Source organism: Taylorella asinigenitalis MCE3, from assembly GCF_000226625.1.
Classification (GTDB): domain Bacteria; phylum Pseudomonadota; class Gammaproteobacteria; order Burkholderiales; family Burkholderiaceae_B; genus Taylorella; species Taylorella asinigenitalis.
The window spans coordinates 1,029,124-1,044,103 of the sequence record NC_016043.1; the positions used below are offsets into that span (position 1 = coordinate 1,029,124).

A 14,980-nucleotide genomic window follows, 5' to 3' on the forward strand; every position below is an offset into this window, starting at 1 on the left:
CTACTACCCCAACACAACCTCAAATGCCTCCATCAAAGGATGTTCTGCATACATGTGTTTATTTAAAGGTATTGATTTGTGCATCTCTTTATAGTTTTCAGAAATTTTCCAAGCTTCAAACGCCTCTTTACTCTCCCAAACACTGCACGAGGCGAAGACCACTATATCTCCGTCCAATTCCTTATCTAGTTTTAATAATTTAAAATCTACCAAGCCTTGCACCGAATCAATGTTTTTATAAGATTCGTCCCAAATTCCTGGATATTCATTTTCATATTTAGAATGTATTTTAAAACGATTCATAGTCATGTATTTCATGATTTCTCCTTAATTAAATTCATAAATATTTGAGCAGACTTTTTAATTTTCTCTATCTCAATTCCTCTGCAAATAAATAATAGTCTTGATTTTCCGTCATCCCAAAGAGGATGCTCTAAATGCTCAGGCGGATAGAGGCAATGTTGAACACCATGTAAAAACACAGGTTTCTCTTGCCCTGTTAGATACAACATTCCCTTAATTCTAAGTATAGATTCACCATATTGCTTTAACAAAATATTGAGCCACAAACCAAACAAAGTCCAATCTACGGAGTCATTAAAAACAATCACTCCCGTTTGTGTATCCTTGTGAGTTTTAAATCCTTCAGTGCTAAAGGGCAAATTAAAAAACTCAGTTCTCATATATTCAAGAGCAAACAAATTTGAAGTATCAACAAGTATCTCAGGTTCTATCCATGCACCTGTCGAGCCAACTGATTCAACAAAATTTCTAACATTCAATTCTTCTTCAGATCCAATCAAATCACGCTTAGACAAAACCCACTTATTGCTGGCAATGACCTGTGGAAGCCACTCTGGGTGGATGGAATGCTGGGACATTGCCAAAGTGCTATCGATAACACATGTCATACCATGGACCGCAAATCGACTCTTAAGATGCGTATCAAAACTAAGTGTATTAAGCATTGATGCGGGGTTTGCGAGACCCGTTGTTTCGATAATGATATTTTTAAAAGGAGCAATCTTACCCGCTTTTTTATCGGCCAAGACCTTAAGCAAGGTGTCCTTTACATCCGTCAGTACTGTACAGCACACGCAGCCAGATGCTAGCAAATAAGTGTTATCGCATACCTGTTCGACGAGCAAATTATCGAGCCCGATCTCGCCCAACTCATTGACCAACACAAGCGTTTCGCTGTTTTTATCGTGCTCGAGAATTTTTCGAATAAATGTCGTCTTCCCGCTTCCCAGAAAGCCCGTAATGACATGAATCGGTATTCGTTCTGAGGAATTAGTATGCATCGAGTTTTCTAAGATACGACTCGTCGAGAATCTCAAAATTTGGGTTTATGGATGCGACCTTGTCCCACAGCTCCTGCAATCCATTTGCGATTTCGCGTTTGCCCGTGAGGCTCTCTACAAGATAATTTACGCCCTGCGAATCTGAAACTTGCACATGGCATGGTTTTAAAATCTTATTTATGATGGCAATGCGCTTGTACCTCTCCTGCCTACGTGGAAGCTCATTAGGCAAAGAGTCTGTCCAATCTGTAATCTCAGCTATAAGGCCACAAAGTCCGCACATAAAGTCTGATTGTGCGAGGATAAATATCCCCGCACGTAGATCTAATTATTTCTTACGAGGACATCTTTTAGCGAAATCGTCTGCGATTTCATTCATCGTAACGAACTTAACGCCATCGTGTGATTTCATATGCTTGATGAGGCGATCTAGCATTAAAAGCACTTGTGGACGACCTGATACGTCTGGGTGGATTGTGATTGGAAATACTGCATAATCCATATTTTCGTATACCCAGTCGAACTGGTCACGCCACATGTCCTCGATATCACGTGGATTTACAAAACCATGGCTATTTGGAGATTTTTTAATGAACATCATAGGTGGAAGATCATCAAGATACCAGCTAGCAGGAATTTCAATTAAATCTGATTCAGTGCCACGTACTAGAGGTTTCATCCATGATTCTGCATCTTGGCTATAGTCGATTTTCGTCCATTTATCCCCTACGCGAACATAGTATGGAGTAAAGTCGTTATGCATCAAACTATGGTCGTATTTAATGCCTTTTTCAAGTAAAAGCTCGTTTGTGACATTACTAAACTCCCACCATGGAGCGACATAGCCAGTAGGTGCTTTACCCGATAACTCTTTGATTAAATCAAAGCATTTATCTAAAACTGCCTGCTCTTGCTCACGTGTCATGGCAATAGGATTCTCATGACTATATCCATGCATACCGACCTCATGCCCAGCTTTCACAACCTCAGCCATCTGATTAGGAAAAGTCTCGACAGAGTGACCTGGAATAAACCACGTAGATGTTAGACCGTGTTTTGCGAAAAGGTCAAGCAATCTTAATGAACCAACCTCACCAGCAAACAGACCGCGTGAGATATCATCAGGAGAATCCTCTCCACCATAAGAGCCGAGCCAACCTGCAACGGCATCTACGTCAATACCAAATGATACGAAAATTTCTTTACTCATAATGTTCTCCTTGTAAAGATATATTTTTATGATACCACCAAGATATGACGTCAAGACTATTTATAGAGGTTCGGAATATTTCTCAATCTCTAATCTGACGCTTGCCCCTATATCAATTAAATTTTCTGCGTAAAACAGTAATTCCTGCCCATCTTCTAGCTCTGCATGATATGCATAATGGGCTCCTTTAAATATACGTTCTTTAATGACTGCTTGTAAATCCGCATGTTCACTTATGCGCACATGTTGAGGGCGGACGAGGACATTGCCACCTTGATGGCAATGAAGCCGCGATAAATCCAACATTGTCCCACTCCCAATAAACCGAGCGACCCACTCTGTACGCGGGCGATTATAGATATTTTCGGGAGTGTCGAACTGCTCAACGCAGCCAGCATTCATAACTGCAACCTTATCCGCAAGGGCCATCGCCTCCGCTTGGTCGTGCGTTACATAAATAAATGTTGCATTCGTGCGGCGCTGAAACTCGCGGAAAGTGCGCTCCATTGAACCTCGCAAATGCTGATCAAGATTAGCAAGCGGCTCATCCAAGAGTACGATTTTAGGGGACGACACGAGGCACCGAGCCAAAGCAACGCGCTGTCTTTGGCCGCCACTAAGCTCATTGGGATAGCGGTTTGCAAAATTCTCAAGATCGACTGTCTTAAGGGCTTCAATAACGCGAGACTTGTACTCTTGACCCTTTATTCCCTTAAGTTTAAGGGCATAACCTACGTTATCTCGCACTTTCATATGTGGCCACAGTGCGTAGGATTGGAACACCATACTTATCTCTCGTTTTTCTGGAGGGACATGAATGACATTAGAAGATTGGGCGCTAGAGAGGACTTTTGAACCAAAGCGAATCTCACCCTCAGAGACGGGCTCAAAGCCAGCAATCATTCGAAGCAAGGTGGTTTTGCCGCACCCAGATGGACCAAGTAAAGCAATAAATTCACCCTCTTCGAATTCAAGTGAGACATTTTTAACGACCTGATTTTGGTCGTAAAACTTAGAGATATTCTGAAGAATGAGTCTAGACATAGGTTTCGGGCAACTGTACGATATTATCGTACAGTTGAAATTAAGTTAATCATCTGATTTATTTTCAAGAACATTTGCTAATATCCTCCCCAAATCTAGTGCGTTCTTGCTTGCAGACACCCCATGGTCGTTCCACACATCAGTCAATTCCTTGCGAACCTGAATTGCCTGCAGTCTTTGATTAATCCACTCTCTTGTATAACCCTTTGAGAGATAAGTCTGTAGGGCTCTATCGATAATCAACTCTGGATCAGCGATTTCATCAAATCTCTCCTTACCCATCTCTGAAAGCCATAATTTAAATGGCTCAGCCTTAGGGGAAGGAATTGACTGTATAATCCGGAAAATTCCTTTTAAATCAGAGGCATCCGTTGTTCTGTATTTTCCATCTGGGGTCTTCATTTTTAACTGTACGATATTATCGTACAGTTGATTTCCCCCTTCAATATCACGAATTTTTACTTTTAGATCACTCCAGTAGCGTCGAGCATTACTACTTTCCGTAAGCACTCTAACAACATCTATGATGCTGAAATACCATTCTTCTTTTTCTTGAACCCAGGTGGATCTGATCATATAACCTTCATACTTTTTAATATTCATAATTTCTCCTTGAAAGTATTCCATAAAATAACAATCAAAAAGAAAAAATAAACCCAAGGTGGATAAAATAGTCCTGCAATTTCAACTGTACGATATTATCGTACAGTTGAAATTATCCATTAAAATCAATTACTTAATATAAGCCTATTTTAAATCTTAGTTTTTCCACGGAATTACGCCCCGCGGAATTCTCTTTGAAAACAGATTCAAAACAAGCATCAGCAAAATCACAATAAAGACGACCACCACTGACATAGCCGCAGCCATGATGCCATCACCGCTTTCTTCCATATTGAAAATGAGGACACCTACGGTTTCATTGCCAGAGCTCCAAAGAAGTGCTGACACAGTCAACTCATTAAAAGCGAGCAAAAACACAAGAATAACGCCCGCAAAAGCAGAAGGAGCAAGCAGTGGAAACACTATATCAAGCAAACGCCGCATCTGCCCTGCTCCGCAAAGCTGAGCCGCCTCCTCAAAAGAATTATCCATCTGCATCACTGTGCTTTGAATTGGCTTAAAACCGACCGTAAAAAAGCGCGATAAATATGCAAAAAATATAGTCCAAATCGTGCCATATAAAACAATATCCACAAGTGGCAATGGTCTCGCAAATATCAAAATCACGGCAATCGACAGCACCACCCCTGGCAATGCATACGGCACATCCATCCCAATCTGCAACCATTTTTTAAAACGATTATCCGACTTGCTAAACCACATCGCAAGAGGCATTCCGATAAGCACAATAGCACTAGCTGCCCCTAACGATAAAAAGAAGCTATTTTTAAAAGCACGCCAGGTAACGCTTTGCGGCATAAATAGATTCTCGTACCCTTTAAAACTTAGTGTGTCCCACGTTAAGACTACGCCCTGAGCTGGAACAAGAGAACTAACGATAAGGGCTATAAGTGGGATAACAAGTATAGCTATTAAAAATAAAGCTAGTGCAAGCTCCCAAAATATGCGACTGAGTCCGAGCCTGAAGGATAGCGGCTTTCCAGGCAGGCCCATAATCTGCATCTTCCGCTGATAATGATTCTGCATCCACACCACCAACAACGAGAGCACTGCAATAAGCACTGACAATGCAGCCACTTGATCAATCATAGTCGGCCCGAAATCAGCCATCTTTTGATACACGAGTGTTGGGAGCACATAATATGACGCAGGAATGCCCAACATAGCAGGAATGCCAAAATTTCCAAGCGACGATATAAATGCGATAGCAGCAGCTGCAGCGATGGAATTCTTACATAGTGGCAATACCATATCTACTAAAACTTCCCTCATAGAAGCCCCATTAAGGCGGGCAGCTTCTATCAATTCTTTAGGAATATTAAGGATATTCGTGCGAATGGTTAAAAATACAAGCGGTGCACTCTGTATTCCAAGAAGCAGGATAATGCCCCAATCCGAATATAGAGGCTGCGGCGATCCTAGCGGTGGGGCAAGTCCTATCATCTTGAGAAGGGCACTGTTTGGCCCCATTAACTGAAGCCAGCTTAAAGCCATTACTTGCGGCGGTATCATCATCGGTAGCATAAAAAGCATGACAAATACACTTTTCGCACGGATATTTGTAAGTGTAATAAGCAATGCGAGTGAGCCGCCAATGATAAGCGACAACAGCATAGACACAAAGGACGTATAAAGACTATTAAAGGTCGCAGTCCATGTAGAACTCTGAGCAAGAACCTTTGAGAGCGAGGATTTTTCGGACTCTGTTATATCGAACACTACTTGTAGCACAAGACGTGCAGTTGGCAGAATCGAGATAATGAGAATAATAAAAACCAACCCCCATATAACGGGAGTTGGCAATGTTTTTCGATTCAATCTAAATCTAATCTATTAATTAGTTGAAAATTTTAGAGAAACCTTCTTTATCTTTTTCTGTGTTTTCTAAAGCTTTAGCTGAGTCAAATGGCAATAATTTAATATCTTTTCGATCAGGGAAGCCCGCAGGTGGAGTTACACCGTTACGTGCAGGAAGATAGCCTTGTTTAACAACAAGCTCTTGTCCCTCAGCTGAAAGTAAGAAATCAACAAATTTCTTAGCCAATTCTTGATTTTTAGAGCTTTTAAGAATCGCAACTGGCTCAGTAACCATAGATACACCTTCTGCAGGGAACACAAACTCTACAGGTGACCCTTTAGCTTTTTCGCGTATAGCCATGTAATCAACAAGCACACCGTAAGGCTTTTCACCTGTAGCAATTGCTTTAAGAACACTGCCATTACCCTTGATTGGGCTCATACCATTTTCTTTAAGAGCTTTATAGTAATCCCATCCGAAATCAGGATTTGTAGTTAATGCAGATAGATGAATTAATGCCGCACCCGAATACAGAGGACTAGGCATAGCTGCTTGGCCTTTAAGTTCAGGTTTTACAAGGTCTTTCCATGAAGTAGGTTTTACTTTTGCATCTTTGTGATATGCAATACCAGTTGTGATTAGCTTAGTACCATAGTAGTAACCTTCTTTATCATATAAAGCCTCATCATAGTTTGACTTCTCTTTAGAATCATGGGCCGCCAACAGACCCTCTTTTTTCAACTGTTCAAGAGTCACACTATCAGCAATTAATAGAAGATCTGGCTTAGTAACCCCAGCTTCAAGTTCAGCACGGAATTTTGTCATAAGCTTAGTAGTACCATCGCGAACCCATTCAACTTTAACGCCTGGATTAGCTTTTTCAAATGCCTCAACAGTCATTTGAGCATCTGCTACAGGCTGAGAAGTATAAAGAGTAAGATTTTGAGCTTGAGCAGCAGCAACTGCAAAAAGACTAGAAACCACTAGTGGAAGTAATTTTTTAATCATAAATATCTCCATAAAATTTCTGTCATTTTATGTGTGTAATGTGTAACTATGATTTCAAATAACCTTGAGGACAGTGATGTTTGTGCGTTGTTCCATAATTCTTTCTTGCCTTTTTTGGGGGGTGGCAATGTCCCAGCCATCCTCCACAGATAATTTATCTCTAAGCCTTCTTCTATTCTTATGGGATGATATGTCAGAAGATGTAGATGAAATTCGCAACTTTATAAAATAAAGGCCGCCCAATAGCGACCTGATTAATTAGCTTTGGGTACATTCAAACAAAAATTTAATCATGTCTGTTGCATTTTTAGAATCATAAAAATCAACCATATTTCTATTGAATTCTGTAGCTTTAGAAGCAGGAATAGTGACTGCCTCATATCCATTAGACATTAAAATCCCATTCATCATAAGGCGTGAGGTGCGTTTATTTCCGTCAAAAAAAAATTGATTTAATGCACCAAAAAGAAAGAATGCAAAAGCTAGTTCGTAGGTAGAGATTGCATGCTCTTTAAAAGAAGATTCTAGAGCTAGTACTCCATCATTAAATCTAAGAATCAATTCTTTCGCACCTGCAACTGTGGGCAATGGCTTATAAACGCCCCTTTCACCAAGTGCTACATTTGGAGTGTAATTAATTTCTGAACCCTCGCCTCTAAATACACCCCACTCTAAAGATTCATTTCTAGAAATAATTGAATTAAATTTGCAGAAAGTATCTCGATCCAACTTGAAAAAATCGTTTTTTAGAGTCTTAATTAAGTATTCTAGACTGTCAGCAAGATTTGTAACTTGTTCTACATCAGACAATTTATGACCACCAATTGTTATTCCATCAAGTAGAGTTTTAATCTCAGGAAATGTAATCGGATTGTTTTCTAATTGTGATGCATCCCAAACGAATTCAGGAAATCTCTTTTTTAGTTTGAAAATTAGAGTGCTAAGTGGTTCTTTTTCTGATGGAATAACAATATCAGAATTTTTTTCCCAACTAAACCCTATCCTATCGTATAGTGTCATAATCAAATAAGGGCCGCCCAAAAGCGACCCTCAAAATTATAATTTTTTACTTGCGATTGGCTATATCTGGAACAGATCTTTTAGTTTCTCCAACGTACAATTGACGAGGTCTACCAATTCTGTAGTCTGGATCAGAGATCATCTCACTCCATTGAGATATCCAACCTACAACACGTGCTAATGCAAATACCGCAGTAAACAATTGGGTTGGAATACCGATTGCACTTTGCACGATACCAGAGTAGAAATCAACATTAGGATAAAGCTTGCGCTCTACAAAATAATCATCTTCTAGAGCAATGCGCTCAAGTTCCATCGCAAGTTTAAATAGTGGGTCATTTTCAAGTCCAAGCTCTGCAAGCACTTCCTTGCAAGTTTCTTGCATAAGTTTAGCTCTAGGATCATAGTTTTTATAAACACGATGTCCAAAGCCCATTAAACGAACTCCAGATTCTTTGTCTTTAACTTTCTCCATAAATTCGCCAACTTTTGCAACACCACCGTCTGCTTGAATTTGCTCAAGCATTCTTAAGCATGCTTCGTTCGCACCACCATGTGCTGGACCCCATAGGCAAGAAATACCAGAAGAAATCGCTGCATAAGGGTTAGTACCTGAAGAGCCGCATAAACGAACTGTTGACGTAGAAGCATTTTGCTCATGATCTGCGTGCAAAATAAGAATACGGTCAATGGCTTTTTCAATAACAGGGTTAACTACATATTCTTCGCATGGGTTTGCGAACATCTGACGTAAAAAATTACCAGAATAAGAAAGTTTATTATTAGGGTGTACATACGGTTCACCGATAGAGTATTTATGAGCCATAGCAACTAATGTAGGCATCTTCGCAATCAACCGGATAGATGCAATTTCACGATGCTCTGGATTTTTGATATCTAATCCATTATCGTAGAATGCAGCCATAGCACCTGTTAGGCCAACTAAAATAGCCATCGGATGAGAATCACGACGGAAACCACGAAGTAGCATATGTACTTGTTCGTGAACTAAATTGTGGTGAAGGATACGATATTCGAAGTCATCTTTTTGAGCCTGATTAGGAAGTTCACCTTTAAGAAGCAAATAGCACACTTCTAAATAGTCACATTTGACAGCAAGTTCTTTTATCGGATAGCCTCTGTAATACAACTCCCCTTTCCCGCCATCAATGTATGTAATCTCAGATTCGCATGAAGCAGTCGAGACAAAACCAGGGTCATAAGTAAACATGCCTGTCTGAGCATATAGTTTGCGGATATCTATAACACTTGGACCAACCGAACCATCATAAATAGGTAGTTCAATGCTATCTTGACCATCAATACTCAATACGGCCTTTTTATCTGATGTTTTCATTTTATACTCCTCAGTATTTTGTGTAATATACCCCATTAAGATTGCATAAGTTTAACAAGCCTTTGGATTTCGAGGCTATCATAGGGGCTTTCAAGAACTTCAGTCCCTAACAAAACTTGCAAAAGGGTATTATCGTCTAGTTCAAAAAGAGTCATTAAATTTCGGGCATCGTCCTGAGTTAATGAACTCTCATATTGATCTAAAAATTTTGTGATTATCAGATCATTTTCTAGTAGTCCGCGACGCGACCTCCATCTAAGAAGATCGCGTTCACTATCGGATAACGTACCCATACTAAACAGTACGTCTCACAAGCATTTCTTTAATTTTGCTGATAGCTTTTGAGGGGTTTAACCCCTTAGGACAGACATCCACACAGTTCATAATTGTGTGGCAACGGAATAGTCGATATGGATCCTCTAAATTATCAAGGCGCTCTGACGTCGCCTGATCACGACTATCTGCAAGAAAGCGATAAGCTTGAAGCAGACCAGCAGGACCTACGAACTTATCAGGATTCCACCAAAATGATGGACATGATGTAGAACAACAAGCACAAAGAATACACTCATATAAACCATCTAATTCCTCACGTGCTTCTGGAGATTGCAAACGCTCTTTTTCAGGAGGATGATCCTCGTTGATTAAATATGGTTTTACTGAGTGATACTGATTAAAGAACGAAGTCATATCTACAATCAAATCACGAATTACAGGTAACCCTGGCAGAGGTCTTAAAACTATAGGCTCTTTTAAATCTCTAAGATTAGTAATACATGCAAGCCCGTTTTTACCGTTAATATTCATCGCATCTGAACCACATACACCCTCGCGACATGAGCGACGAATTGATAAGCTATCATCCACATCATTTTTGATGCGTACTAATGCATCAAGAAGCATCTTATCGTTTGGGCCAAGCTCTACATCAAGCTTTTGCATGTAAGGACGTTCGTCCTTATCTGGGTCATAGCGGTAAATTTCAAATTTAACAATGCGTTTAGTCATGATATCCAACTTAGAATGTACGAGGTTTAGGAGGGAATGAATCAACTGTCAATGGTTTCATATGCACAGGTTTATATTCAAGAGAATCTGTCTCAGAATACCAAAGTGTATGCTTCAACCAATTAATATCATCACGCTCTGGGAAGTCATTAAGAGCATGAGCTCCACGACTCTCGTCACGATTAGCTGCTGATTTAATAGTAGCTTTTGCAACTTCAATCATATTTTCGATTTCAAGAGCTTCTTGTCGTGCCATATTGAAGACTTTCGATTTATCTTTAAAATGAATTTGCTTAACTTGTTCTGCACATTCAGCAATTTCACGAACACCTTCGTTAAGTAGCTCCTTAGTACGGAATACACCACAGTGACTTTGCATAGTAGTGCGAATTTTATTTCCTACATCTTGGACTTTTAGGCCTGTAGAGCGGTTTTCAAGTGCGTTATAACGATCCATAGATTTTGTAACGCTCTCTTTATGAAGGTCCACATGAGCCTTCTGTTCATGCAATTTGTCGGCAATGATATGGTTTCCAGCTGCACGCCCAAACACAACTAAATCTAGAAGTGAATTTGTGCCTAAGCGATTTGCACCGTGGACGGAAACCGCAGAACATTCACCAATTGCATATAAACCGTTAACGATTTTTTCCTCTCCGTTTTTCCATTCAACTACTTGGCCATGATAATTTGCAGGAATACCACCCATTTGATAGTGAATAGTAGGAACAACAGGAATTGGTTCTTTAATTGGATCCACATTTGCGAATCGAATAGCAATCTCACGAATAGATGGAAGACGTTTTTTAATGACATCTTCACCTAAATGGTCTAGTTTAAGAGCGACGTGTGTTCCATCACCTACACCGCGGCCTTCTTTAATCTCTTGGTCCATAGAACGAGATACAAAATCGCGTGGCGCTAAATCTTTTAGAGTCGGAGCGTATCGTTCCATAAAACGCTCTCCGTCTTTATTTAAGAGAATGCCGCCCTCTCCGCGAACCCCTTCAGTAATAAGTACGCCCGCACCAGCAACGCCCGTAGGGTGAAACTGCCAAAATTCCATATCTTGGAGGGCAATGCCCGCGCGTGCAGCCATACCAAGCCCATCACCTGTATTAATAAATGCATTCGTAGATGCAGCCCAAATACGACCGGCTCCTCCTGTAGCTAAAACTGTACGTTTAGCTTCTAAAACGTATATATCCCCTGTCTCCATCTCTAAAGCTGTGACACCTAAGACATCTCCGTCATCATTGCGAATAAGATCAAGGGCCATCCATTCAACAAAAAAGTGAGTACGTGAGGCTACATTTCGTTGATATAAAGTATGAAGCAAGGCATGACCTGTACGGTCAGCTGCAGCACAGGCTCTTTGAACAGGTTTTTCACCAAAATTAGCTGTATGACCGCCAAATGGGCGTTGATAAATAGTACCGTCTGGGTTGCGATCAAAAGGCATTCCATAATGCTCTAATTCATAAACGGCTTCGGGAGCCTGACGACACATAAATTCAATAGCATCCTGATCTCCGAGCCAATCAGAACCCTTTACAGTATCGTACATATGCCAATACCAATTATCCTCAGACATATTTCCTAAAGAAGCACCAATACCACCTTGAGCTGCAACTGTATGAGAACGAGTTGGAAATACTTTTGAGAGCACAGCGACATTAAGACCTGCTTGAGCAAGTTGTAAGGAACAACGCATGCCTGAACCGCCTGCCCCTACTACCACAACATCAAATTTGCGACGAGGTAAAGAAGAAAGAACAGTAGACATTAAAGACTCCAAACGACAAATGAGAAATAAATAGACATGGCAATAAGCCAAAATATCGTAAATATAAATAGAATTAGACGAAGCTTCCAGCAATCGATATAGTCCATCCAAACATCACGAATTCCAATCCATGCGTGCCATGAAAGTGTGAAAAACACTAAAGTTACACAGATTTGACCAGCAGGGATACTCAAAACAGTAAAAGTGAAAAGGTGCAACCAATTCTCATAAGTTACTGGTGTAAATAACAATGTGAGGAGAAAGAAAACAGAATAAATTGCTAAAAGAGTAGCAGTTAAACGTTGAACAATAAATCCAATTGTTCCGTAATGAGCTCCTACTGCACGACGATTAGTACCAAATTGATCAGGCATTACAGAACTCCAAATAATTTAATTGCAAAAATAACAGTTAAAGCCAAACTCACAATAAACACAATTTTTGCACTTTTATTAGCTGAAACCTTATCCATACCAATATGTAAGTCAAGAATAAGGAAACGAATACCAGCACAAAGGTGGTGCATAAATCCCCATAATGCCACAATACAGACAACTCTAATTAAAAAACCTGAGAAACCTGTAGCCAAGCTATTAAACATAACAGGCCCAGCTAGACTGTTACGGAATAAATGAATAAGAATAGGAAGGCTTAGAAAAATTAAAACACCACTAACGCGGTGCAAAATCGATAAAATCGCAGGAAGCGGAAGCTTATAAGCCCTAGTAATTTTATCGAATTCAATGTTTCTAAACTCTCGGCGAGGCTTTTGAGTGACATCAGACATGAATTGATACCTATGATTAAATATAAAACTTGTAAGATTATAATATTTTTAATCAAACTTTTGAGATTGATTGCGGATTTTAGGGGATTAGGTAAGCTTGAGGAATTTGTTGGCTTATATTTCTATTGCTTTTTGATATTTCAAAAATAGGCGATTCTTATTCCTTTAATTAAAAAGGATTACAATTTCAAAGTTATTCTATAAAAATTGGAGTTATTAATGTCAAAACCTGCTATTCGTGTAGCCGTTACAGGTGCGGCTGGTCAAATTGGATATTCATTATTATTTAGAATTGCTGCTGGTGAAATGTTGGGTAAAGACCAACCCCTTATTCTTCAGCTTTTAGAAATTCCAGATGAGAAAGCTCAAAACGCACTTAAAGGCGTAATGATGGAACTCGACGATTGTGCCTTCCCATTACTTAAAGAAGTAACTGCACACAGTGATCCTAAGACAGCGTTTAAAGACGTGGACATTGCCATCCTAGTAGGGTCTCGTCCGAGAGGGCCTGGTATGGAGCGCAAAGATTTACTTCAAGCTAATGCACAAATTTTCACTTTACAAGGGGCAGCATTAAATGAAGTAGCTAGCCGTGACGTTAAGGTTTTAGTGGTAGGAAACCCAGCAAATACAAATGCGTATATTGCCATGAAATCAGCTCCCGATTTACCTGCGAAAAACTTCACATCTATGGTACGTTTGGACCATAATCGCGCATTGACACAAATGGCACGCAAAGCTGGTGTGGACATTGAAGATATTGATAAATTTGTGGTATGGGGTAATCACTCATCGACCATGTATCCTGATATTCGCTTTGCTGAAGCGGGTGGTGTTAAATTAAAAGAGAAAATCGGCGACGATAATTGGGTAGAAAATGATTTTATCCCGACAGTAGCTAAACGTGGTGCCGCTATCATAGCAGCTCGCGGTCTTTCATCTGCAGCTTCTGCGGCTAATGCAGCGATTAACCATATTCACGATTGGGTGTTAGGCACAAACGGAAAATGGGTTACTATGGGCGTTCCTTCTGATGGATTTTATGGTATTCCTGAGGGTATTGTGTATGGCTTCCCAGTTACGACTGAAGGCGGTGAATACAAAATTGTACAAGGCTTAGAGATTGATGAAGCTTCACGTGCACGCATGGATGCTACATTAGCCGAGCTTGAAGAAGAACGAGCAGGCGTGGCTGATTTGATTAAATAAATTATAGGATTTGGGTTTATTAATGCTCTAAGAGCATTAGGATATAATCGATTTTAAGCCCTGCATTAGTGGGGCTTTCTTGTTTTTATGAAACTTGAAAATTTAGTCACAGAGATAGATAAAAAGAAAGTGGATCTAGATGCAATGCGACCACTTGATGAAATCGAGCTTGAGCGTTTACATCGTGACTTTACGATTGAATATACTTATAACTCCAATGCTATCGAGGGAAACACGCTTACACTTCGTGAAACTGCATTGGTTCTTGAAGGGCTAACAATAGATTCAAAACCTCTGAAAGATCATTTGGAAGCTGTAGATCACCGTGAAGCTTTTGATTTTGTGTGTGAATTAGTAAAAGAAGGCTTTGAACTTGATGAAGGGATAATTAAAAAAGTCCATTCACTTGTGCTTGCACATAAGCGACAATTTAGTGGTATATATCGTAAACTTCCTGTGCGTATTTTGGGGTCAGAGTATGAGCCGCCCCAAGCATATTTGATTGAAACTAAGATGCAAGAATTACTTTTGGATTATAAGAAATCACAAGAGCATATCTTAAAAAAATTAGCAAAATTTCATGTTGATTTTGAATGCATCCATCCCTTTATCGATGGGAATGGGCGGACCGGACGCCTAATTGTAAATTTAGAATTGATGAAATCTGGATTCCCACCTATTGATATTAAATTTACAGATAGAGTGAAATACTATGATGCTTTTGAAAAGTTCCATACAAGCGGATCTTACGATTGCATGGAGCTTTTATTTGCACAATATTTAAATGAGAGGCTCGATTATTTCTTATCCCTAAGATCTTAGTAT

The 14,980-nt window shown here is 39.8% G+C and carries 17 protein-coding genes; 2 read left to right on the forward strand and 15 right to left on the reverse strand.

Annotated elements, in window-relative coordinates:
- Positions 1–3: 3 nt before the first annotated feature.
- The 15 genes from TASI_RS04925 to sdhC form a co-directional block, all read right to left on the reverse strand.
- Positions 4–318, reverse strand: coding sequence for an antibiotic biosynthesis monooxygenase family protein (locus TASI_RS04925; protein WP_014111662.1), 315 nt, complete (start codon positions 316–318; stop codon positions 4–6).
- Positions 315–1,304: a CobW family GTP-binding protein gene (locus TASI_RS04930; RefSeq protein ID WP_014111663.1), complete on the reverse strand. Its 990-nt coding sequence runs from the start codon at positions 1,302–1,304 to the stop codon at positions 315–317. Before TASI_RS04930 ends, TASI_RS04925 begins: the two co-directional genes overlap by 4 nt.
- Entirely contained in the window at positions 1,294–1,587 is a 294-nt protein-coding gene (locus tag TASI_RS04935; RefSeq protein ID WP_044978077.1) for a hypothetical protein, read from the reverse strand. Before TASI_RS04935 ends, TASI_RS04930 begins: the two co-directional genes overlap by 11 nt.
- Positions 1,588–1,632: 45 nt before the next feature.
- Complete coding sequence (locus TASI_RS04940; RefSeq protein ID WP_014111665.1) at positions 1,633–2,514, reverse strand: polysaccharide deacetylase family protein; 882 nt, start codon at positions 2,512–2,514, stop codon at positions 1,633–1,635.
- Between the two features lie 60 nt (positions 2,515–2,574).
- On the reverse strand, positions 2,575–3,558 hold the full coding sequence (locus TASI_RS04945; protein WP_014111666.1) for an ABC transporter ATP-binding protein: 984 nt from the start codon (positions 3,556–3,558) through the stop codon (positions 2,575–2,577).
- A gap of 45 nt (positions 3,559–3,603) precedes the next feature.
- Positions 3,604–4,161 (reverse strand): BRO-N domain-containing protein, encoded by a 558-nt coding sequence (locus TASI_RS04950; RefSeq protein WP_014111667.1) that lies wholly within the window; start codon positions 4,159–4,161, stop codon positions 3,604–3,606.
- A 156-nt stretch (positions 4,162–4,317) separates the two neighbouring features.
- Positions 4,318–6,000, reverse strand: coding sequence for an ABC transporter permease (locus TASI_RS04955; protein ID WP_014111668.1), 1,683 nt, complete (start codon positions 5,998–6,000; stop codon positions 4,318–4,320).
- A gap of 19 nt (positions 6,001–6,019) precedes the next feature.
- Positions 6,020–6,988 carry an ABC transporter substrate-binding protein gene (locus tag TASI_RS04960; protein WP_014111669.1) on the reverse strand — a complete coding sequence of 323 codons (969 nt, stop codon included), beginning with the start codon at positions 6,986–6,988 and terminating at the stop codon, positions 6,020–6,022.
- Between the two features lie 258 nt (positions 6,989–7,246).
- Positions 7,247–8,008 carry a Fic family protein gene (locus TASI_RS04965; RefSeq protein ID WP_044978275.1) on the reverse strand — a complete coding sequence of 254 codons (762 nt, stop codon included), beginning with the start codon at positions 8,006–8,008 and terminating at the stop codon, positions 7,247–7,249.
- Between the two features lie 46 nt (positions 8,009–8,054).
- Positions 8,055–9,365 (reverse strand): citrate synthase, encoded by a 1,311-nt coding sequence (gene gltA / locus TASI_RS04970; protein ID WP_014111672.1) that lies wholly within the window; start codon positions 9,363–9,365, stop codon positions 8,055–8,057.
- Between the two features lie 35 nt (positions 9,366–9,400).
- On the reverse strand, positions 9,401–9,658 hold the full coding sequence (locus TASI_RS04975; protein ID WP_014111673.1) for an FAD assembly factor SdhE: 258 nt from the start codon (positions 9,656–9,658) through the stop codon (positions 9,401–9,403).
- Position 9,659: 1 nt separating this feature from the next.
- Positions 9,660–10,376 (reverse strand): succinate dehydrogenase iron-sulfur subunit, encoded by a 717-nt coding sequence (locus tag TASI_RS04980; protein ID WP_028884243.1) that lies wholly within the window; start codon positions 10,374–10,376, stop codon positions 9,660–9,662.
- A 7-nt stretch (positions 10,377–10,383) separates the two neighbouring features.
- Positions 10,384–12,159, reverse strand: coding sequence for a succinate dehydrogenase flavoprotein subunit (sdhA, locus tag TASI_RS04985; RefSeq protein WP_014111675.1), 1,776 nt, complete (start codon positions 12,157–12,159; stop codon positions 10,384–10,386).
- On the reverse strand, positions 12,159–12,533 hold the full coding sequence (gene sdhD / locus TASI_RS04990; RefSeq protein WP_014111676.1) for a succinate dehydrogenase, hydrophobic membrane anchor protein: 375 nt from the start codon (positions 12,531–12,533) through the stop codon (positions 12,159–12,161). The genes sdhA and sdhD overlap by 1 nt, the downstream gene beginning before the upstream one ends.
- Entirely contained in the window at positions 12,533–12,946 is a 414-nt protein-coding gene (gene sdhC, locus TASI_RS04995; RefSeq protein ID WP_014111677.1) for a succinate dehydrogenase, cytochrome b556 subunit, read from the reverse strand. The genes sdhD and sdhC overlap by 1 nt, the downstream gene beginning before the upstream one ends.
- A 219-nt stretch (positions 12,947–13,165) precedes the next feature.
- On the opposite strand from sdhC, the gene TASI_RS05000 reads away from it, so the two are divergent.
- Together TASI_RS05000 and TASI_RS05005 are read left to right on the forward strand one after the other, a co-directional pair.
- Positions 13,166–14,155, forward strand: coding sequence for a malate dehydrogenase (locus TASI_RS05000; protein WP_014111678.1), 990 nt, complete (start codon positions 13,166–13,168; stop codon positions 14,153–14,155).
- An 87-nt stretch (positions 14,156–14,242) separates the two neighbouring features.
- Positions 14,243–14,977 carry a Fic family protein gene (locus TASI_RS05005; RefSeq protein ID WP_014111679.1) on the forward strand — a complete coding sequence of 245 codons (735 nt, stop codon included), beginning with the start codon at positions 14,243–14,245 and terminating at the stop codon, positions 14,975–14,977.
- Positions 14,978–14,980 lie beyond the last annotated feature (3 nt).

Bases quoted from the DNA above. Each gene is read 5' to 3' on its own strand.
- TASI_RS04925 (WP_014111662.1), bottom strand. From the start codon at position 318: ATGAAATACATGACTATGAATCGTTTTAAAATACATTCTAAATATGAA.
- TASI_RS04930 (WP_014111663.1), bottom strand. From the start codon at position 1,304: ATGCATACTAATTCCTCAGAACGAATACCGATTCATGTCATTACGGGC.
- TASI_RS04935 (WP_044978077.1), bottom strand. From the start codon at position 1,587: ATGTGCGGACTTTGTGGCCTTATAGCTGAGATTACAGATTGGACAGAC.
- TASI_RS04940 (WP_014111665.1), bottom strand. From the start codon at position 2,514: ATGAGTAAAGAAATTTTCGTATCATTTGGTATTGACGTAGATGCCGTT.
- TASI_RS04945 (WP_014111666.1), bottom strand. From the start codon at position 3,558: ATGTCTAGACTCATTCTTCAGAATATCTCTAAGTTTTACGACCAAAAT.
- TASI_RS04950 (WP_014111667.1), bottom strand. From the start codon at position 4,161: ATGAATATTAAAAAGTATGAAGGTTATATGATCAGATCCACCTGGGTT.
- TASI_RS04960 (WP_014111669.1), bottom strand. From the start codon at position 6,988: ATGATTAAAAAATTACTTCCACTAGTGGTTTCTAGTCTTTTTGCAGTT.
- TASI_RS04965 (WP_044978275.1), bottom strand. From the start codon at position 8,008: ATGACACTATACGATAGGATAGGGTTTAGTTGGGAAAAAAATTCTGAT.
- gltA (WP_014111672.1), bottom strand. From the start codon at position 9,365: ATGAAAACATCAGATAAAAAGGCCGTATTGAGTATTGATGGTCAAGAT.
- TASI_RS04975 (WP_014111673.1), bottom strand. From the start codon at position 9,658: ATGGGTACGTTATCCGATAGTGAACGCGATCTTCTTAGATGGAGGTCG.
- sdhA (WP_014111675.1), bottom strand. From the start codon at position 12,159: ATGTCTACTGTTCTTTCTTCTTTACCTCGTCGCAAATTTGATGTTGTG.
- sdhD (WP_014111676.1), bottom strand. From the start codon at position 12,533: ATGCCTGATCAATTTGGTACTAATCGTCGTGCAGTAGGAGCTCATTAC.
- sdhC (WP_014111677.1), bottom strand. From the start codon at position 12,946: ATGTCTGATGTCACTCAAAAGCCTCGCCGAGAGTTTAGAAACATTGAA.
- TASI_RS05000 (WP_014111678.1), top strand. From the start codon at position 13,166: ATGTCAAAACCTGCTATTCGTGTAGCCGTTACAGGTGCGGCTGGTCAA.
- TASI_RS05005 (WP_014111679.1), top strand. From the start codon at position 14,243: ATGAAACTTGAAAATTTAGTCACAGAGATAGATAAAAAGAAAGTGGAT.